Origin of the sequence: Microcystis sp. LE19-41.2A (assembly GCF_027530405.1) — a bacterium.
In the GTDB taxonomy this organism is placed as follows: Bacteria; Cyanobacteriota; Cyanobacteriia; order Cyanobacteriales; family Microcystaceae; genus Microcystis; species Microcystis aeruginosa.
In genome coordinates this window covers 1-17,253 of record NZ_JAPZQJ010000174.1, presented here as the reverse complement: position 1 = coordinate 17,253, position 17,253 = coordinate 1, and the positions used below count along the sequence as shown (strand labels likewise).

Below are 17,253 nucleotides of genomic sequence, written 5' to 3'. Positions count from 1 at the left end.
CAGTCGCTAGTTAGGGAGAAGAATATAAAGAATTATTAAATTGTAGTTTTTGATACATTTGTGGGGGGGAAATGTGTATTATCTCTTCCGTCTGCCTGTTGTCTTGGGTTAGGCTGTTGCTTGACCAAGCTGCGAGGAAGACGATAGTTGCCTCTATTCACCCGTTTGCTCAATCAAGATGATTAAAAACCGATTAATTCCCACCCTAGCTTTAGCTGGCGCAACTTCTCTCGCTGCTATGCTCACTCCTGTGGCAGCAAAGGCTATTACCTATACCGTTAACCGCAGTTGGAGTAGTGGTAGTGATAACGCTTCTTTAGTGGGAACCGTAGATGTGCCAATAGGTAGCTATACTATCAACTCAACTGGTACTCCCAATCCCTTTAGCAACGTTAACCTTACCTTGACAGTTAATGGTACTCCTTTTACTTTAGATACTGCGACAACTTCTGGTGTTTTCGGAACAGGGCAATTTTTGGTTAATGCCACATCTTCAACGTTAACTTTTAATACAAACGTTCCTGGTGTTGACCAGGCCACAGTAAGGTTTCAGAACTCAGGAAATCCGTTCGGCAACAGGAGGTATGAAATCGGTACTTTCCTTGACGTCTTCACTTTTCAGCTTGTGAATCTTGAAGGTTCAACCGCTTCACCTGGTTTCACCGAGGTTGTAGCTTCAGTATCTTTACCCGTAACTTTTGGGACAGCACAAACAGCACAACAAGTACCTGAACCCGCCTCCCTCTTTGGTCTTGGAGTCCTCGGTACTCTCGGCGCAGCTTCAACCCTCAAGCGCAAACTAAAGCCATCCAAATCAGCCGAAAAAGAAACCACAAAAGTAGGCTAAATTGCTCACAAAAAATACAATAAATGCCCCCTTCAATTAGCCAGTTGAGGGGGGTTTATTTTTAGTCCATGTTTCTATTTAGGGTTTGCTGAATAAATGTGAAATATAGACGAGGTAAGGGTTTTATTGTCCTGTTTTGCTCTCACAGGTGCAAGATTTTGAGAGAATCGTGGTTCAAAACCTTGCGTCTTCATCGGCCCGCGTCCTGTAGAGGCGAAGCATTCGGGCAATAACCTATCGGTGAAACCGTAGATTTTCTATCCGAATGCTTCGCCCGTACTTTTTCAGCAAGCCCTATTCATTGATTTTTTTGTCCAATGGCAACTTTTACATCAATATCGTCAAATTCAATGAGTATGGTGATCTTGTGCTACAATAGAGGTCTGTTAAAAGTAAAAAGAACAATCAATTAAGTAGGTAGGCGTTAAAAATTATCAGACACCCCCCTTATCAAGGGGGGCAGGGGGGATCAACACCCCCCTTATCAAGGGTAGGGTTGATTCATGAATCAACCCTACCTTATCAAGGGGGGCAGGGGGGATCGAACCTAAAATACATTTTTAATTTAATTATAACCAGCTACTTACCATGAATAGCAAGACAGAAATCACTATTCAAGTTCCTTTAGAAATTGCTAGATATTACGCTAAAATTAAACCCAATGACCGAGGGAACATAGAAAACAAATTAACTGAAACTATTCAATTAGAATTAGAAAAATATCGTCAAAAAGCAGTGGCAAGATTATCACCAATTATGGATCAAGCTAGTGATGAAGCAGAAGCTAAAGGATTAACTCCAGATATTTTAGCGTCTATTTTAGAACAAATTGAGAGTTAATCACATTACTAAAAACGGATTAGCTGTAGGGCTAATTCATGAATTAGCCCTACAATAGGCGTTGTTATTCTGATCTGACAACGCCGATAAATCAACAGAGATTCTCAATTCGCTCGGGAAATGTGCGTCGCCAGGGCCGCCGATTGTAGGATGGGGGTAGTGGTGACGGAATCCGTCGCTAGGGTAAAGAGAGGATTGGAAAGGATACCGGCCAGGGAAGTCGCCACTAGGGAGAGGATAATGCCCACCTGTAGGGGACGCATCCCGGTAAGAGTCCAATTGATAACGGGGTAATTTTTCACCGCATCGGACATCTCTTGGGGTTCCTTGACCACCATCATTTTGACCACACGGATATAGTAGTAAATCGAGGCCACACTGGTGACTAAACCAACGAGGACGAGGGCATAAAGTCCCGCTTGCCAACCGGCCCAGAATAGATAAATCTTACCAAAGAAGCCCGCTAGAGGTGGAATTCCCCCCAAAGAGAGCAGACAGATGCTTAAACAGAGGGTTAGGAGCGGATCTTTCTGGTAGAGTCCCGAATACTCAGCGATCTGATCGGTTCCGGTTCTCAGAGCAAAGAGAATCACACAGGCAAAAGCCCCTAGGTTCATGAACAGGTAAATTAACAGATAGAAAATCATGCTAGAGTAACCCGCGTCAGTACCGGCGGTTAAACCAATCATGACAAAACCCGCCTGACCGATCGAGGAATAGGCTAACATCCGTTTCATGCTAGTTTGGGCTAAGGCGACCACGTTGCCGAGGATCATGCTCAAAATTGCTAGAGCGATAAAGATAAACCGCCATTGTTCGCTCACTAGACCGAAAACCGTCACTAATAGGCGAATTGCTAGGGCAAAACCGGCCGCTTTGGAACCTACCGAGAGGAAAGCCACCACGGGAGTGGGTGAACCTTCGTACACATCAGGGGTCCATTGGTGAAAGGGAACCGCCGAAATTTTGAAGGCGATACCGGCAATCACAAACACTAATGCGATCGCTAAGGCCAGGGACTGACCACCGTTAACATCGGTTAATTTTTGGGCAATGGCACTTAAACTGGTTTCACCTCCGGATAAACCGTAGAGAAGGGAAACACCATAGAGGAAAATCGCCGAACTAGAAGCTCCAATTAACAGGTATTTTAAGGCGGCCTCGTTCGATCGAGGATCCCGCTTCATGTAACCGGTCATTAGATAGGAGGAAATACTGAGCATTTCTAGGGAGATGAAGATCATCACCAATTCACTAGCGCCAGATAGGAACATTCCCCCGAGGGTTGCGGTGAGCATAATGGCCAAGAATTCCGCTAGGGAAGTTCCCGCTTGTTCCACATAACGGATAGACATCAGCACTGTGGAGGCGGTAGAAAGGGCAATAATCGCCCTAAAGACGATACTGAGATTATCGCCCTCAAAAGCCCCTAAAAAGGCCACTGGTTTCGGATTGTCCCAGGCAAAATAGAGAGCAGCCACAGCAGCGAGCAGACCAGCGATCGCAACGTAGGGCAGCCAACTTCTGGCACTCCGTCCCACGATTAAATCGCCGATTAAAATCACCATCAGGGTAATAATCAGGATTCCTTCGGGCCAGATAACGCCGGCGTTTAGCTGACTGGCAACAAGACTAGAAAAATCCATATTGATTGAGGTTAAAGGAATTTGAAGTTAAAAAAGGCTTAATACAAGCTTAGGGCATTTCATCAGTGATTCAGTTATCAGTTATCAGTTATCAGTGATCAGATGTGAGTTTTCAGTTCACCGATCGCCGCTATCGGGTTAAAATTTCTAAAAACCCAGATAAATTTGAGATAATCTTAGCTTTTATGGGTATTATACTTGTCTATTGTCTTTTTTATCCTCTTGTCTCGTAGTCTCCTCAGCTAAGGGAAAATCTTTGATTTTTGCAGCCGAGCTAATTTCTGGTGGTGACAACTTGTCACCGAGATGTATCCAAGTTAACAGGGAAAAAGTGAAAACTCAGGAAATCATGACATAGACTGGCATCGTTAGTTGTCGTTGAAGGATTCTGGTAAAATCAGGCTAGGGGAAACACCCGAAAAATCAATTGTTTTTGAGCCATCCGCTTGATTTTTTTGTGGAAAAATTTTCTAGTTCGCTCAATCCTTTTCCTTTAGCGATCGCTTGAATGAGTAACGAAACCTATCTCAATCATCCTACTTTCGGTCTATTATACAGAGTGTGTCTATTAGAAGAACATCGGGAATTATTCACCACTCTTTATGCCCAACGTCTTTTTTTTCTGGTGACGGTGGGACCAAAAAAAGTCTCGTTCGATCCGATTAGTCGTTCCGATGCTCGTCTTTTAGTGGAAAACCGGCTGCGAAATTTGCGCCGGGGCAGTAATGTGCAAGAATTTAACAGTCTCAACCAAACTTATCAACAAACCTTTTCAGTCTAGTTCATGACGATCGCTAGTCGTATCGAGTCAATCCGTCTTACCCTACCCCCCTCCACGCGCCTGATTGCTGTCAGTAAACAGGTATCGAGCGATTATATCCGTCAAGCTTACCGGGCAGGAGTGAGAGATTTTGCTGAAAGTAAGCTACAGGAAGCAATCTCGAAGCAGCAAGAACTAAAAGACCTGCCAGATATTTCTTGGCACTTTATCGGGCATCTACAGGCAAATAAAGCCCGCAAAGTCCTAGAATCTTTTGATTTAATCCATTCCCTCGATAGTTTAAAATTAGCCCAAAGACTCGATCGCCTAGCGGCGGAATTAGAGATTAATCCCCAAGTTTTGCTACAGGTGAAAGTTGTCCCCGATCCCGATAAGTTCGGTTGGGACAAGGCCGAATTACTAGCAGATATTCCCGATTTAGTCAACTGTAAACAGCTAAAAATTCAAGGTTTGATGACAATTCTGCCCCGAGGATTATCCGCTGGGGAAAAGTTAGCCGCCTTTGAAAAAACCAGCGATTTAGCCCAAATAATCGAGAATAGCTCTAGTTTATGCCTGCCTCATCTATCCATGGGGATGTCTAACGATTATCCTCTCGCCATCAAGGCCGGAGCCACTTTGATCCGGGTGGGAACTGGCATCTTCGGCGATCGTATTTACTGAACCATCTCCGTAAATTTACAGAAAAAACTCCTAGTAATTTTAATAATCGGTGACAATATATCTTAAGATTACAGCGTTCAGTCTAGAAACCGGTGGTTAGAAATGAGGAATTGACTTTTTCCCAATCCCTGAAAACTATCCCCTGATAACTGATAACTGAAAAGAGGGAACTAACCGCTGCCTCCAGACGACTAGAATGACGAACCCTGAACAAAATAGTTCTCCTGTACCAAGTGAGAACAAAAGTTGTTAAAGGCCACTAAAATAACCCCGACTCTAGCCAAGACCACCTAAAAAATCTTTTGAAGGACACTTAGACTGTGAACAACATTTTTACCAAACTCAAAGATTTTGTCGGCATCTCCGAACAACCAGAAGACGAAGACGAAACCGACTACGAAGAAATGAACTGGGAAAAGTCTTCCCCCCAAGATAGGGATCAAAACGAAGAAGAAGATCCCCTCAATCGTCGTCAACGCGAACCTTTAAATCTCAGTACAGCCACATCTATGGGACTCAACAGAAGCAACGTGATCGGTATGCCAGGTATTAACAACAATAATGCAGAAGTAGTCGTGATCGAGCCCCATTCCTTCGAGGAAATGCCCCAAGTTATCCAAACCCTGAGAGAACGCAAATCGGTGGTTTTAAATCTCAACGTCATGGATCCCGAAGAAGCACAAAGAGCCGTGGATTTTGTCGCCGGTGGCACTTATGCAATTGATGGTCATCAAGAACGCATCGGTGAGAGTATTTTCCTATTTACCCCCAGCTGCGTTAAAGTTAGCACCCTTTCCGGAACTATTCACGATATCGCTGATAACCCGAAAATGGCTCGTCCCGTTTCCTCCGCACCTGCTTGGGGAGCCGAAAGCAGTCGATTAGCTCAATGAATCCTGCCATAGTCCTCTCGTCAGGTTTGTCGAAGCTAGAAATCGATCGATTTATCGAGAGGATGCGTTTTTTCTTGGTAGGATAGCTAAATCTCTCTTTTTTACTTTTTACTTTTAATAATACTGTGTCTATTCGTTTAGGAATTATTGGCGGCGGCGTGATGGCTGAGGCCATTCTCAGCCGTTTATTAAAAAAAAATATTTATAGTCCCGAAACGGTGTTAGTCAGTGAACCCCAATCCCAACGGCGCAACTTTTGGGTTAATACCTACGGAGTACAAGTCAGTGAGGATAACCGGGAAGCCGCTAGAGCAACTGAGGTGTTAATCTTAGCGATAAAACCGCAAATTTTAGAGCAAGTAGTGAATAGTTTGCTGGGAATACCCGAAAAACCCTTGATTATCTCGATTTTAGCAGGAGTTACCCTCAATCGCCTAGAAATGGGCTTTCCCGATCGCCCCGTCATCCGGACGATGCCTAATACCCCCGCCACGGTGGGACAAGGGGTTACAGCAATCGCACCTGGTCGTTATGCGGAACCGGAACATCTGGCCGTAGCCAGAGATATTTTTGCTGCGGTCGGTTCGGTGGTGGAAGTTCCCGAAGCTTTGATGGACGCGGTAACGGGATTATCGGGATCGGGCCCGGCATTTGTGGCCTTGATGGTGGAAGCTTTAAGCGATGGTGGTGTGGCGGCCGGATTACCGCGATCAATCGCATCTCAATTGGCCATAGAAACAGTTTTAGGGACGGCAACCCTATTAAAAGAATCGGCCATACATCCTGGGGAATTAAAGGATCGCGTCACTAGCCCCGGAGGAACTACGATTGCCGGAGTGAGACAATTAGAAAAAGGCTCTTTTCGATCGACAATTATCGAGGCAGTAGTGGCGGCCTATCATAGATCTAAAGATTTAGGGCGTAGTTCTGAAAAGTAATCTTTGTATCTTTTTTAACCATAAGTAGGTAGGCGTTAAAAATTATCAGACACCCCCCTTATCAAGGGGGGATTAAGGGGGGACTAAGGGGGGACTAAGGGGGGATCGGCACCCCCCTTATCAAGGGGGGCAGGGGGGATCGAACCTAAAATCCATTTTTAATTTAATTATAACCAGCTACTTAACTGATGTCTCGATCTGTGATAAGATACGCAGCAATTCTTGTCCAGAAAAAGTTATGAATAAGAAATCTAATCGTTTTGATTTAATGGCATTAATTGCCATTGCTGTTTTTTTTCTGGGGATTGTTTTCTGGAAAGTCCCGCTTCATTATCCCTATATCCTTAATTTTGATGAAGCGGTGGCCCTGGTACTTGCCTACGTCACTAAACAAGGTTATCGTCTCTACGAACAAGTTTGGCACGATCATTTATCGGGTTTATCTCTTTTACTAAATAGTTGGTTAAGCGTGACAGGATTTACTATCCATGCCGCGCGCCTTATGGTGCTTTCTTTGTCCACAATTATGTTAGGAATTTTTTATCTAATTCTGAGAGTTAATTGCGGAATATTAGCTTCTTGTTTATCGGTATTTATTCTCTCAACCTGTCTAGTGTATATTACCCTATCAACGACAATGTTGCGGGAGTTACCCTCACTTTTTTTTACAATCTTAAGTATTTTTATCATCTTTAAAGCCGTTCAATTCACGGGTAAGCTTAAGTATGGACTGTATTTACTCAGTGCCATTGCTTTCGTTTTTTCCCTGCAAATTAAACTTTCAGGCATTACTATTATCCCAACTGTAGCTTTAATTATTTTTCTCAATCAACAAAGTAGCTTTATTAAAAGAATCATTGATATTGTTATTTGGTCAGTCGCTGTCGTTTTAGTCTTTGTCTTGGGTTCCCTGACTATTTTTCCTTTTTCCTACGAAAATATTATTAAATCTCATGTCAGCGTTGCCTCTAGTTTTACTCAAGAAAATCTCACCTTATGGACTCTCTTACAAAGCGCCCTACAGCACGAACCAATTTATCTAATCGTGACAGCGATCGCTATTATAGCGATGGTTTTTACTCGCAATATAATACCACTTTTACCGCCCTTGATCTGGTTGGGTTCTAATCTATTTAGATTCGCCACAGTCGCCCCAATTTGGCCTTATTATTATATCCATTTAATTATTCCTGCCGTTTGGATAATTGCCTTATTTGTCGAACAGTTTAAAATTAATGATAGTCTCGCAGAATTTAGGCAAAATCGAAAAATAACCCAGGAATTAGTTCTCAAAATGCTGATTTTTATCCCCCTGTCTGGTCAATTTCTCTTTAATACCTTGAGAATAATCACCAATCGTGATCCTGCAATTAATGCCTACGTTCAATTTAATAAAAGGTATAAACCTCTTTTAGCAGAAGCTGTGTTTGAAAAATTTAAAAACTCCGATAAACTTCTGTTAACCGACAATCCTCACTATATATATCAATATTTCTTGAAAACACCCCCAGAAACTGCTGTCATCACCAGAAAGAGATTTATGAATCAGAATCTTGATGGGGATTTTATCCTAGAAGTTATTGAAAAAAGACAGCCCGATTTGGTTTTTCTCTATCGATTTGAAAAGGAATTTCTGCAATCACCAAAACTCAAGGATTATTTAGAGAAAAATTATATCCAGTTTCCCGATCAGCAAGAAAAAGGAACTCTCTTTATCAGTCCGAAAACTTGGCAAGAATATCAAAGTAAGGCTAATTAGAAATTGTGGACGGGGACTATTAACGTTTTTTCTTTTTTACCGGTTTTTGAGCCACTTTTCGAGAACGTTTATAGGCCGATCCGATCCAATCACTACAACTATGACTCATCGCCCCTAATTCTAAACCCAGGAAAATAGCGATCGCTACCCGGGGATACTGTTGCCATAATGCGATCGCTTGCTGCGGCCACAGTCGCCAATCCCAGTCTATACCCCAGAAACTTTGCAGGATGGGAATGATGATGATCGCCGCTAGTAAAAGAAAACTACCGAAGTAAAATAACCGAAAAATTGTGCCGATCAATAAACCGTGGGATAACCAACCGCGATGACGGATCATGGAACGGTAGGGTAGCCACAACCAGCGCAGATAACCCCAACGTTTGTACTGAACCGAGTGGATGTCAAGATCCGGCCCAAACAGGAATCCGCTAAACAAATAACTGGCCAAGAGTAACAGGGTTAATTTACCACTGCCACTGACCAAAAAACTCGCCCCCGCAATCGGTGGCAACAGAATTAGGGTAATGCGATCGTGAGTTCGACCAGAGGGCATCGGAAAAAAATTAACTTGCTCAAAAAAATAATATACTTTTTTAAAAATATATGTTATGCTGAGAAAGTACAAAATTAATTCGGGCGTTTAGCTCAGTGGTAGAGCGCCTGCCTTACAAGCAGGATGCCGTAAGTTCGACCCTTACAACGCCCATTTTATTAGATCCTTGCCTAGTCAAGCTCTCACTCCCGATCGCTGGGTTAGATTAAAACTATTGAGGGGAATTGCTACTGGAAGGCAAAATTGCGACTATTTGCTAGTAAGCTAGTCAGTAGGTACTAGGATTAATTCGTCGCGGCACACCGGTTATATGGCCAATTGGAAATGTATTAAAAATTGTGGAGCTTGTTGTCAACTAAATCCCGATGAGCGTCCTGACTTAGAAGAATATCTGACTCCCGCACAATTAAGTCAATATCTCAGCATGGTGGGGGAAGAAGGTTGGTGTATAAACTTCGATCGCCAAACCCGTCTCTGTACCATTTATGACCAGAGACCAGAATTTTGTCGTGTTCAACCCGATATTTTTGCCAAAATGTATCAAATTGAACCGGGAGAATTTGAGCAATTTGCGATCGATTGTTGTCATGAACACATTGAGGATCTTTATGGGGAAGATAGCCTAGAAATGAATAGCTATCGTCAGCAAGTAGGCTAAGATTTATCCCTATCCCAGAAATAACTCGGACTGGAAAGAAAATAAGTGGTCTGGTTATTTTTCCTACCTTCTCGAGGGCTAAACCAGTAAAATTACGGAATTGATTGTTTCCCTGTTGAGGAGAAGTCTATAGGAAACTCAAAACCTCTAGTAGAGGTGCAGAGTTTGAGTTCAGGACAGGGAAAAACTATCATGGAAAAACCAGAAAAACAGCGCCGCAGACGCGGGGTTATCCTTACCACCACGGGACTAGAAAAATTACTTACTGCTAAACAAGAAGCGGAATATCGGGATAATCGCGGTTATCGCTTCACCCTAGAAGTCCTCAGCGAGAAAACTCTTTTAGGGGTAGATACTCTGATGAAGGTATTTGCTTGTGAATCGGGAGTGGATAAACAAACCCTGAAACATTGTTTTCAAGCCTTTAATTTAACTTTAGAAAATAGCGATTATTATCGTCCTAACTTACCAGAAACTAATACTATTAATCCTCAACTATTGCCTGAATTACCAGAGGGACAAGTCCCCCTCGATTCCCCCTTTTATATTAACAGAAATAATCTAGAACAGACTTGTTATCAAGAGATCTTGCGCGGGGGTAGTCTGATCCGGATTAACGCACCCAGAAAAATGGGAAAAACCTCCCTGATGGCCAGAATTATTAATTATGCTCAACAACAGCAATACCATACACTTTATTTCAGTTTTCGGTTAGCAGAAAGCTCAATTTTTCAAGATTTAAATCACTGGCTGCGTTGGCTTTGCGTTAGTATTAGTCGCCAGTTAGATTTAGATAATCATCTCCCAGAGGATTGGGATGAATTCTTAGGGGGTAAAATTAACTGTAAAATCTATCTAGAAAAGCATATTCTCCCCCATCTCGATCGCCCTTTAGTGCTTGCCTTTGATGATCTTGAATATCTTTTATCCTATCCACAGCTAAGGGAAGAATTTTTTAGTATTCTCCACCTCTGGCACGAGGAAGGCAAAAACAAACCTCTCTGGCAAAAATTACGTTTAATTGTTGCCTATTCCCCTGCACAGGAGCTTGATAAAACCTCAGATACCTATCAATCTCCTTTTAGTCTTGGTTTACCGATCGAATTGCCTAATTTTACCAGCGCACAAGTACGAGAATTAAGTCAAAGACAGGGATTAGAGCAGAATTTTGACTGCGAAAAATTACGGATATTTCTAGGGGGTAATCCCTATTTAATTCGTCTTGCTTGCTATCATATTGCTCGGGGTAATTGTACCCTAGAAACCATTTTAGCTACTTCTATCGGGGAGGAAAGTAATATTTTTGCAGACCATCTTAAACGTTTACTTTGGCATCTGCAATACTTAAAGGGCAATTTGGCGGCTATCTTTGCTAAGGTGGTGATGGCGGAAAAAGACATAGAAATTGATTTAATGGCGGCTTTTCACCTAGAAAGTCTCGGACTAATTCACCGACAAGGTAAGTTTTGCCGAGTCAGTTGTCCTCTCTACCGTCAATATTTTGGCGAATATTTCCGGCAACGTTCTGTTTTTTTGCCTCGAAAAACTTCTATCCTCACCAAAAAAATTACGCTTGCTCACTTTGATACTTCCGAAAAAAGTCGCTATGCCATCTAGTTTATCGAATGTCATTAAGTAGTCGTGCAAAATAAATTTCCTAGTGAAGAAAGGCAAAAGGCAAAAGGCAAGAGGCAAGGGGGGGGTTAGATATGTGTAATTAATTTTGCTTAGGTACTTATGAGGGAGTGATACTAAATCCTGTTTAAAAAGTATAGGAGAGTGGCAAGGGGGTTTTTAAAGTTCGAGTGGAATAGGCTTGTAGTTCCTCTGTTTTACGAATAAAACTTTTCGTACTCATCATGATCGCCAATCCAAAACCAGGTCACTGTATCCCCTGACAGCACTCCCAAAGCTCGATGACTCTTCGTTACACGCACTGACCAAATATCTTCGTCGCTGTCAATACACTTAAAATTTAACGACGGATGAAACGGATTCTCTACCCATAACCGATATGCTTTCCTGGCTCCGGCTTTGACTGCTGGCTTCAAGTCGCGATACTTCTGCCAAAATGAGGGCAATGTCGCGGAATTCATAGCTGCTCATAATCCATCGGCGCGGACAATCCTGCTGCAATCTCTTCTTTGGCTTTTCGGGCTGCTGCGACTAGATTATTCTTCGTCTGTTTAAACGACTGATCCCATCGTTTTTCTTCTTCAATTTCTGCAATATAAGCTCGAACATACTCTACTAACTGCTCTTGAAGCTCATCAGGCAGAGACTCAACCATCTTGATGATCGTGGTAATAGCAGGAGAGGGCATGGTATCTATCAGCGTAGTAGGTTTTCTCTATTCTACAACGTCCACCGCAAACCCAAAATGATATGATCTTTGTGTCCTCTGTGTCTGGAGTGGTTTTTATTAATGAGCCTTGCTCAAAACCAAACAATTTATAATTCAAGAGCGAGGTATTTATGGGTAAAGAAGAAGAACTACTTGAACAATGGCGAGAACTGACACCGGAAAAGCAACAAAAAGTTTTACAATTTGTTCAAACACTGAAATCTAAGTCAGAAACAACAGCACCACTTAATTAGGAGTCTAACCCATGAGCGGCCCCACCATCGAAACCGATTTAGGAAAAATCCTAGACCAGATTAATCAGAATCTTAAAGAGACCAATCAGAAGCTAGACGCGCTCCAGAAAGATGTCACAGAGATCAAGATTGTTCAAGTCAGATTCGAGGCCGAAGTCAAGGGAGATCTCAAGGCATTACAGGGAGAATTCAACACCTTACAAGGTGATCTAAAAGAGATTAAAGGTTCCCAGAAAGCCCAAATTTGGGCATTAATCACCATCTTGGCAACAGCAGTTATCGGAACTGTTATCCGCTTTGTCATCACTGTTCCCCCTGTTAGCAACCCCTAACTTCCACTGCCGGGGAACAGGCTTCTGGTTCCTGTTTGATATTCAGGTAGAATTAATGATAGAATTGGTGCGTTACGGCGGATTATTAATTTTGGTTTTTTGACCGGATTTGTAACCGCCTAATCCACCCTACACTTTACTAATTCTTAAGATTCCCATAGTTCACCTACTTCAAAAATTTAGGAGGCTTGCAAAAATGCTAAAACGATGGTCGCGCCGTAAAGTTTTAAAACAGTTGGGGTTAGTTACAGCCGGGAGTGTCGCTAGTGTTGTTTCTTCATGTCAGTCTATTACTCAATTTCGTCCTCAACCGATAAATCTAACTCCATTTACAGAGAAACTACCCAAGGGAGTAACACTGGAGATGGTAGGCTTACCAGCAGGTCAATTGCTTATCGGATCACTGTCAGGATATCCCGAGTCTAACCAGACTGAAAAGCATCAACATCTAGTTAAAGTAAACAGTTTTGCGATTGGCAAATATTCTGTCACTCAGGCACAATATGAAGCGGTAATGGGAAACAATCCCTCTCGGTTTCAAAACAATCCCCAAAATCCGGTAGAAAAGGTTAGTTGGAATGATGCTCAAGCCTTTTGCCAAAAATTGAGTCAAATAACCGGGAAAACCTATCGCCTACCGACAGAAGTGGAATGGAAATATGCTTGTCGTGCGGGGACCACTACTCGCTATTATTTCGGTGATGATGCCAATCAGTTAGGAGATTACGCTTGGTATAACGGAAATTCTCAGGGGACAGCTCATCCTGTGGGTCAGAAAAAGCCCAATGCTTGGGGACTCTGTGGCATGGGTGGCAGTGTTTGGGAGTGGTGCGAGGACAATTGGCATGATAGGTATAGGGATAGGGATGCGCCAAGTGACGGCAGTGCTTGGCTGACAAATGGTGGTGATTATCCAATACCGCGGGGCGGTTCTTGGTACGGCAATCCAGCTCTCTGCCCTTCCACTTTCCGCCATTCCGCTTACCGCATCGACATCATCCGCGACGACGGCATCGGCTACCGCGGTTTTCGGGTGGTGTGCGGTGCTGGGAGGACTCTGTAACCCTTTTCCCCTTTTTTTCCCTTTTTACCCTTTTTTACTTTTTCCAATTTTTCTCTTTTTCCCGCCTAGCGGCGGGTCGATTTTTTTGAAAAAATTGGGGTAGCTTGTAGGGTGTGTGTTTGCGCGTATTTAAAGGAAATTTGTTAATAATTAAACTATGATCGCGCCGTAACGCACCATCTTAAGAAAATTGGTGCGTTACGCTATCACTAACGCACCCTACTGGACTGTTTCAGCTAATTTGGTGTATTAGAAAAATGCTATAAATTCTATAATCTAAGACTTTAAGCCGAAATCTATTGCCCTATTTTAGTTGAAACAGTCCACTACAAGAGCCGCTACTGTGTCTGGAGTGGTTTTTATTATGATTATTTAACTGCTACCGAATATCCCCCCGCAGTAATCTCTCCCTAGTAACAGGTTTCTAGTTCCTGTTTGATATTCAGGCAGAATGAATGATATAATTGGTGCGTGGGGCGTGGGGGTTGGTTATCCTTCTCTCAAAGCTTTTAACCTGTAGAATATAACGATCTCAGGTTTTTTGTCAAGTCTAATTTGAGGGATTTTGCTCCCGTAAACATCAGCTTTTGGGGAACTCGATAGATAAATTATGAATTATGAATTATGAATTATGAATTATCAAAAAGAATAGAAGAAACAAATAGATATTCGGGAACGTTGTTTTGAGTATGCACTGCGAGCAATTAAACTTTATCAATAAACAATAATTTGAGAAAATGAACCAAAAAACTTACCAACTAACCTTAAACTTTGACCAGATTTTAGATTTGGTTAAACAACTCCCAGAAAGTGACAAAATAAAACTCAGTAAAGAACTCGAAAAAGAAACTTTAAATCAAAAATTAACCCAACTTTTAGAAACCTTTAAAACTGATGAGCTTTCCCTAGAGACAATTACCGAAGAAGTGGAGGAAGTTAGGGCTGAAATTTATGGACAACAAGCCACCGATTAAAGTTATTATTGATACTAACCTTTGGATTAGCTTTCTTATTGGTAAACAGTTAGCTGGTTTAAAATATCTACTGATTGAAAAAACTCTTGTGCCGATTTTTTCTCCACAGCTACTTAATGAAATTAACCTTGTTACCAAAAGACCAAAATTACAAAAGCATTTTTCCCAAAGAAAAGTTCAAGAATTACTTGAACTTTTAAGCATAATTGGGTTATGTATTGAGACTAAATCAAAAATTAATATCTGTAGAGACGCTAAAGATAACTACCTTTTAGCCTTAGCCAAAGATAGTCAAGCTGACTTTTTAATTACAGGCGATCAAGATTTATTAATTTTGCAACAATTTGGAATAACTAAAATTGTTACTTATCAACAATTTTTAGTAATCTGTAGATTGGGTTGAGGAACGAAACCCAACTCAATTATTTAAAAGTGTTGGGTTTCACTATCGTTCAACCCAACCTACGATAATACTTTATTGATGATCGCTGTCAATTTAATTGATGCCCGTAATATGTTGTAAAATCGTATCTAATTTTTGGTTAATCTCATCACGAAACTCTTCAAAATTCGATTGAAGCCGATCAACTTTATCTTCAAGATGATCAATTTCCTCATAGACTCGATCAAAACTCCGGTTTAGCTCTCTTCCTGTCACTTGGGTATCTTCCAGACGCTCCAGGCGCCGATTAAGACTCCTCAATTGACGCTCCACTTCATAATTTTTATCGTTCGGTTCCTGAGCTTGTGCCATAGGGAAAATTGTTGAATGAGAATGTCTTAACTCAATTATATGTTAACTTATTGACTAAATAAAGGATTCTACTTCTCTTAAATCAGCTTGTAGGGTGCGTGTTTGCGCGTATTTAAAGGAAATTTGTTAATAATTAAATTATTATCGCGCCGTAACGCACCATCTTAAGAAAATGGGTGCGTTACGCTATCACTAACGCACCCTACAAGAGCCGCTACTGTGTCTGGAGTGGTTTTTATTATGATTATTTAACTGCTACCGAATATCCCCCCGTAGCAATCTCTCCCTAGTAACAGGTTTCTAGTTCCTGTTTGATATTCAGGTAGAATGAATGATATAATTGGTGCGTGGGGTGTGGCTCTCTCTTGCAAAAGCTTTTCACCTGTAGAATATAACAATCTCAGGTTTTTTGTCAAACTTAGTCTTGAGGATTTTTATAACAAATTTATGAGCTTTTTATTTGTATTTGTCACATTTTTTCAAAAAAATGGTAGATAAACAACTGAAAACTTTTATCTGGATTGGAGCATCAAAAAAGGAGCTATTAGAATTTCCTGAAGAGGTTGTTGATGAAGTTGGCTACATTCTTTATCCTGTTCAGAATAATCAAAATCATCCTAAGGTCAAAAGCTTAAAGGGGTTTAATGGTGTTTTTGAAATAGTCAGCGATTATCAAACCGATACCTATAGAACAGTTTATGCTCTTAAACTAAGCAATGCTATTTTTATTCTCCATGCCTTTAAGAAAAAATCAAAATCAGGGATTAAAACACCAAAACAAAATATTGATCTAATCAAAGAACGCCTGAAAAAAGCACAGGAGATTGTCAAAGAGCAACAATAAATACCAAAAAGGGGATAAATGATTATGACAGAATATACTATTAGTTCAGGAAACATTTTTGAAGACTTAGGCTTTGCTAATGCTGAAGAAAAACTCGCTAAAGTCAAGCTGGCTTCAGTGATTTATGATCTGATTACTGAAAAAGGATTAAGCCAGCAGGAGGTCAGTCAAATTTTGGGAATTGACGAGGCTAAAATTTCTAACTTAAAAAATGGCAGATTGCAAAAATTTTCTCTTGAGCAGATGTTTAGCTTTCTAGTAGCATTAGGTCAGAATATAGAAATCTTAGTCACTCCCCAAGCCGTAGCAAACTCTAGTGTAAGTATCCAGGTCATGTATCGAAATAAATCCTAATCTAAGTGCGATCGCCGATCTCGTTAAGGTGTGTTAATATTAATGTAACGCACCAGCCAACTTTAAATAAAGGACTAAGCGCAATGTCATCGATCATTACCGAAGAAAAAACCAAAGAAATCCTAACCGAAATCCTCATTGAAATGATGCAAAACAAACGGGAACTATTTTATGAAATTGTTATCGAAGCCCTAGAAGATATTGGTTTAGCTAATGCTATTACGGAAGGATTAAATGGTGAATTTGTTCCAGAAGAAGAAGTTTTTGCTATTCTCAATGGAGAAGCTGAATGAAAATTCAATTTGTAGCCAAATTCTCCAAAGACTTAAGAAAAATTAAAGATCAAAAACTATTATCTGAGATCAAAACTGTTGTCAATGAATGCAAATTAGCTCAAACACTGGATGATGTAAAAAACCTCAAAAAGATTAAAGGTTATCAGGGTTTTTATCGTATCAAAATAGGAGATTATCGCATTGGTGTTGCAATTATTAACGATGAACTGATCTTTAGTCGATTCTTACACAGAAGAGAAATTTATAGATTTTTTCGCCAATTCAAAAATGAAACGCATCAACCTCAAGAGTTGACAAAGAAAGGCTCATCAGGTACTGTCTGATCATTAACAAAAACAAATCAGACCCAAAAATGAGCCACCAACATCTTAACATAGAACAAAGAAACTTGCTCTACCAACTTAGTCAGGAGGGAAATTTATCTCAACGGCAAATGGCCGTCTGGCTCGGATGTCAT

At 41.2% G+C, this 17,253-nt stretch carries 23 protein-coding genes, 1 tRNA gene and 1 pseudogene; 20 read left to right on the top strand and 5 right to left on the bottom strand.

Translation table 11 applies throughout. The features are described 5' to 3' along the window. The first annotated feature begins 178 nt into the window (after positions 1–178). The gene (locus O9290_RS07445; RefSeq protein ID WP_288059442.1) at positions 179–847 is read left to right on the top strand and encodes a PEP-CTERM sorting domain-containing protein; all 669 of its coding nucleotides are present in this window, start codon (positions 179–181) and stop codon (positions 845–847) included. A 588-nt stretch (positions 848–1,435) separates the two neighbouring features. Continuing rightward, positions 1,436–1,687: a hypothetical protein gene (locus O9290_RS07440; protein ID WP_288001143.1), complete on the top strand. Its 252-nt coding sequence runs from the start codon at positions 1,436–1,438 to the stop codon at positions 1,685–1,687. A 104-nt stretch (positions 1,688–1,791) separates the two neighbouring features. Here the strand turns inward: O9290_RS07440 and O9290_RS07435 are convergent, their stop codons facing one another. After that, positions 1,792–3,333 carry an NAD(P)H-quinone oxidoreductase subunit N gene (locus O9290_RS07435; protein ID WP_288059444.1) on the bottom strand — a complete coding sequence of 514 codons (1,542 nt, stop codon included), beginning with the start codon at positions 3,331–3,333 and terminating at the stop codon, positions 1,792–1,794. A 508-nt stretch (positions 3,334–3,841) separates the two neighbouring features. Between O9290_RS07435 and pipX the strand changes: the two genes are divergently transcribed. The 5 genes from pipX to O9290_RS07410 all read left to right on the top strand — a co-directional run bounded on the left by pipX (position 3,842) and on the right by O9290_RS07410 (position 8,367). Then, positions 3,842–4,114, top strand: coding sequence for a transcriptional coactivator PipX (gene pipX / locus O9290_RS07430; protein ID WP_002733869.1), 273 nt, complete (start codon positions 3,842–3,844; stop codon positions 4,112–4,114). Positions 4,115–4,117: 3 nt separating this feature from the next. Beyond that, a complete protein-coding gene (locus O9290_RS07425; protein WP_002762954.1) occupies positions 4,118–4,777 on the top strand; it encodes a YggS family pyridoxal phosphate-dependent enzyme in 660 nt (219 codons plus the stop codon). Positions 4,778–5,097: 320 nt separating this feature from the next. After that, positions 5,098–5,670, top strand: a complete 573-nt coding sequence (locus O9290_RS07420) for a cell division protein SepF (protein WP_002762952.1) — start codon at positions 5,098–5,100, stop codon at positions 5,668–5,670. Between the two features lie 125 nt (positions 5,671–5,795). Continuing rightward, positions 5,796–6,608: a pyrroline-5-carboxylate reductase gene (gene proC, locus O9290_RS07415; protein ID WP_002762951.1), complete on the top strand. Its 813-nt coding sequence runs from the start codon at positions 5,796–5,798 to the stop codon at positions 6,606–6,608. Between the two features lie 238 nt (positions 6,609–6,846). Continuing rightward, positions 6,847–8,367 carry an ArnT family glycosyltransferase gene (locus tag O9290_RS07410; RefSeq protein WP_288055812.1) on the top strand — a complete coding sequence of 507 codons (1,521 nt, stop codon included), beginning with the start codon at positions 6,847–6,849 and terminating at the stop codon, positions 8,365–8,367. A 19-nt stretch (positions 8,368–8,386) separates the two neighbouring features. Here O9290_RS07410 and O9290_RS07405 read toward each other — a convergent pair whose 3' ends face one another. Next, positions 8,387–8,923 (bottom strand): metal-binding protein, encoded by a 537-nt coding sequence (locus O9290_RS07405; protein ID WP_002762946.1) that lies wholly within the window; start codon positions 8,921–8,923, stop codon positions 8,387–8,389. An 81-nt stretch (positions 8,924–9,004) separates the two neighbouring features. Here O9290_RS07405 and O9290_RS07400 point away from each other — a divergent pair. The 3 genes from O9290_RS07400 to O9290_RS07390 all read left to right on the top strand — a co-directional run bounded on the left by O9290_RS07400 (position 9,005) and on the right by O9290_RS07390 (position 11,198). Continuing rightward, positions 9,005–9,076 (top strand) — tRNA-Val (locus tag O9290_RS07400). 157 nt (positions 9,077–9,233) lie between these two features. Next, positions 9,234–9,581, top strand: a complete 348-nt coding sequence (locus O9290_RS07395) for a YkgJ family cysteine cluster protein (protein ID WP_046662392.1) — start codon at positions 9,234–9,236, stop codon at positions 9,579–9,581. Positions 9,582–9,773: 192 nt separating this feature from the next. After that, a complete protein-coding gene (locus O9290_RS07390; protein WP_288055809.1) occupies positions 9,774–11,198 on the top strand; it encodes an AAA-like domain-containing protein in 1,425 nt (474 codons plus the stop codon). Between the two features lie 215 nt (positions 11,199–11,413). On the opposite strand, the gene O9290_RS07385 is transcribed toward O9290_RS07390, so the two are convergent. Further along, positions 11,414–11,677, bottom strand: coding sequence for a ParE family toxin-like protein (locus tag O9290_RS07385; protein ID WP_044034725.1), 264 nt, complete (start codon positions 11,675–11,677; stop codon positions 11,414–11,416). After that, complete coding sequence (locus O9290_RS07380; protein WP_002775250.1) at positions 11,674–11,904, bottom strand: hypothetical protein; 231 nt, start codon at positions 11,902–11,904, stop codon at positions 11,674–11,676. The genes O9290_RS07385 and O9290_RS07380 overlap by 4 nt, the downstream gene beginning before the upstream one ends. A gap of 152 nt (positions 11,905–12,056) precedes the next feature. Between O9290_RS07380 and O9290_RS07375 the strand changes: the two genes are divergently transcribed. The 5 genes and pseudogenes from O9290_RS07375 (at position 12,057) to O9290_RS07355 (ending at position 14,951) form a co-directional block, all read left to right on the top strand. Then, positions 12,057–12,179, top strand: a complete 123-nt coding sequence (locus tag O9290_RS07375; RefSeq protein ID WP_004157510.1) for a hypothetical protein — start codon at positions 12,057–12,059, stop codon at positions 12,177–12,179. Between the two features lie 11 nt (positions 12,180–12,190). Beyond that, positions 12,191–12,511, top strand: a complete 321-nt coding sequence (locus tag O9290_RS07370; protein ID WP_072926669.1) for a hemolysin XhlA family protein — start codon at positions 12,191–12,193, stop codon at positions 12,509–12,511. Positions 12,512–12,821: 310 nt separating this feature from the next. Beyond that, positions 12,822–13,574, top strand: a pseudogene (locus O9290_RS07365) (formylglycine-generating enzyme family protein); the annotation flags it as partial. Between the two features lie 737 nt (positions 13,575–14,311). Further along, positions 14,312–14,548, top strand: coding sequence for a type II toxin-antitoxin system VapB15 family antitoxin (vap15, locus tag O9290_RS07360; protein ID WP_002762933.1), 237 nt, complete (start codon positions 14,312–14,314; stop codon positions 14,546–14,548). Next, complete coding sequence (locus tag O9290_RS07355) at positions 14,526–14,951, top strand: putative toxin-antitoxin system toxin component, PIN family (RefSeq protein WP_288055804.1); 426 nt, start codon at positions 14,526–14,528, stop codon at positions 14,949–14,951. Before vap15 ends, O9290_RS07355 begins: the two co-directional genes overlap by 23 nt. 93 nt (positions 14,952–15,044) lie before the next feature. Here O9290_RS07355 and O9290_RS07350 read toward each other — a convergent pair whose 3' ends face one another. After that, on the bottom strand, positions 15,045–15,302 hold the full coding sequence (locus O9290_RS07350; RefSeq protein WP_002762931.1) for a hypothetical protein: 258 nt from the start codon (positions 15,300–15,302) through the stop codon (positions 15,045–15,047). Between the two features lie 487 nt (positions 15,303–15,789). Between O9290_RS07350 and O9290_RS07345 the strand changes: the two genes are divergently transcribed. From O9290_RS07345 to O9290_RS07325, 5 genes are all read left to right on the top strand, one after another. After that, the gene (locus O9290_RS07345; RefSeq protein ID WP_288055801.1) at positions 15,790–16,146 is read left to right on the top strand and encodes a type II toxin-antitoxin system RelE/ParE family toxin; all 357 of its coding nucleotides are present in this window, start codon (positions 15,790–15,792) and stop codon (positions 16,144–16,146) included. Positions 16,147–16,170: 24 nt separating this feature from the next. Continuing rightward, entirely contained in the window at positions 16,171–16,500 is a 330-nt protein-coding gene (locus O9290_RS07340) for a helix-turn-helix domain-containing protein (RefSeq protein ID WP_002763909.1), read from the top strand. An 83-nt stretch (positions 16,501–16,583) separates the two neighbouring features. Then, complete coding sequence (locus O9290_RS07335) at positions 16,584–16,793, top strand: hypothetical protein (protein ID WP_002771197.1); 210 nt, start codon at positions 16,584–16,586, stop codon at positions 16,791–16,793. Further along, positions 16,790–17,119: a type II toxin-antitoxin system RelE family toxin gene (locus tag O9290_RS07330; protein WP_288055797.1), complete on the top strand. Its 330-nt coding sequence runs from the start codon at positions 16,790–16,792 to the stop codon at positions 17,117–17,119. Before O9290_RS07335 ends, O9290_RS07330 begins: the two co-directional genes overlap by 4 nt. Positions 17,120–17,148: 29 nt before the next feature. Further along, on the top strand, positions 17,149–17,253 hold a 105-nt coding region (locus O9290_RS07325), incomplete at its 3' end, for a helix-turn-helix domain-containing protein (RefSeq protein ID WP_288086851.1).

What these genes read in the sequence shown, in the direction of transcription:
- O9290_RS07445 (WP_288059442.1), top strand. Translation starts at nt 179, where the DNA reads ATGATTAAAAACCGATTAATTCCCACCCTAGCTTTAGCTGGCGCAACT.
- O9290_RS07440 (WP_288001143.1), top strand. Translation starts at nt 1,436, where the DNA reads ATGAATAGCAAGACAGAAATCACTATTCAAGTTCCTTTAGAAATTGCT.
- O9290_RS07435 (WP_288059444.1), bottom strand. Translation starts at nt 3,333, where the DNA reads ATGGATTTTTCTAGTCTTGTTGCCAGTCAGCTAAACGCCGGCGTTATC.
- pipX (WP_002733869.1), top strand. Translation starts at nt 3,842, where the DNA reads ATGAGTAACGAAACCTATCTCAATCATCCTACTTTCGGTCTATTATAC.
- O9290_RS07425 (WP_002762954.1), top strand. Translation starts at nt 4,118, where the DNA reads ATGACGATCGCTAGTCGTATCGAGTCAATCCGTCTTACCCTACCCCCC.
- O9290_RS07410 (WP_288055812.1), top strand. Translation starts at nt 6,847, where the DNA reads ATGAATAAGAAATCTAATCGTTTTGATTTAATGGCATTAATTGCCATT.
- O9290_RS07405 (WP_002762946.1), bottom strand. Translation starts at nt 8,923, where the DNA reads ATGCCCTCTGGTCGAACTCACGATCGCATTACCCTAATTCTGTTGCCA.
- O9290_RS07395 (WP_046662392.1), top strand. Translation starts at nt 9,234, where the DNA reads ATGGCCAATTGGAAATGTATTAAAAATTGTGGAGCTTGTTGTCAACTA.
- O9290_RS07390 (WP_288055809.1), top strand. Translation starts at nt 9,774, where the DNA reads ATGGAAAAACCAGAAAAACAGCGCCGCAGACGCGGGGTTATCCTTACC.
- O9290_RS07385 (WP_044034725.1), bottom strand. Translation starts at nt 11,677, where the DNA reads ATGAATTCCGCGACATTGCCCTCATTTTGGCAGAAGTATCGCGACTTG.
- O9290_RS07380 (WP_002775250.1), bottom strand. Translation starts at nt 11,904, where the DNA reads ATGCCCTCTCCTGCTATTACCACGATCATCAAGATGGTTGAGTCTCTG.
- O9290_RS07375 (WP_004157510.1), top strand. Translation starts at nt 12,057, where the DNA reads ATGGGTAAAGAAGAAGAACTACTTGAACAATGGCGAGAACTGACACCG.
- O9290_RS07370 (WP_072926669.1), top strand. Translation starts at nt 12,191, where the DNA reads ATGAGCGGCCCCACCATCGAAACCGATTTAGGAAAAATCCTAGACCAG.
- vap15 (WP_002762933.1), top strand. Translation starts at nt 14,312, where the DNA reads ATGAACCAAAAAACTTACCAACTAACCTTAAACTTTGACCAGATTTTA.
- O9290_RS07355 (WP_288055804.1), top strand. Translation starts at nt 14,526, where the DNA reads ATGGACAACAAGCCACCGATTAAAGTTATTATTGATACTAACCTTTGG.
- O9290_RS07350 (WP_002762931.1), bottom strand. Translation starts at nt 15,302, where the DNA reads ATGGCACAAGCTCAGGAACCGAACGATAAAAATTATGAAGTGGAGCGT.
- O9290_RS07345 (WP_288055801.1), top strand. Translation starts at nt 15,790, where the DNA reads ATGGTAGATAAACAACTGAAAACTTTTATCTGGATTGGAGCATCAAAA.
- O9290_RS07340 (WP_002763909.1), top strand. Translation starts at nt 16,171, where the DNA reads ATGACAGAATATACTATTAGTTCAGGAAACATTTTTGAAGACTTAGGC.
- O9290_RS07335 (WP_002771197.1), top strand. Translation starts at nt 16,584, where the DNA reads ATGTCATCGATCATTACCGAAGAAAAAACCAAAGAAATCCTAACCGAA.
- O9290_RS07330 (WP_288055797.1), top strand. Translation starts at nt 16,790, where the DNA reads ATGAAAATTCAATTTGTAGCCAAATTCTCCAAAGACTTAAGAAAAATT.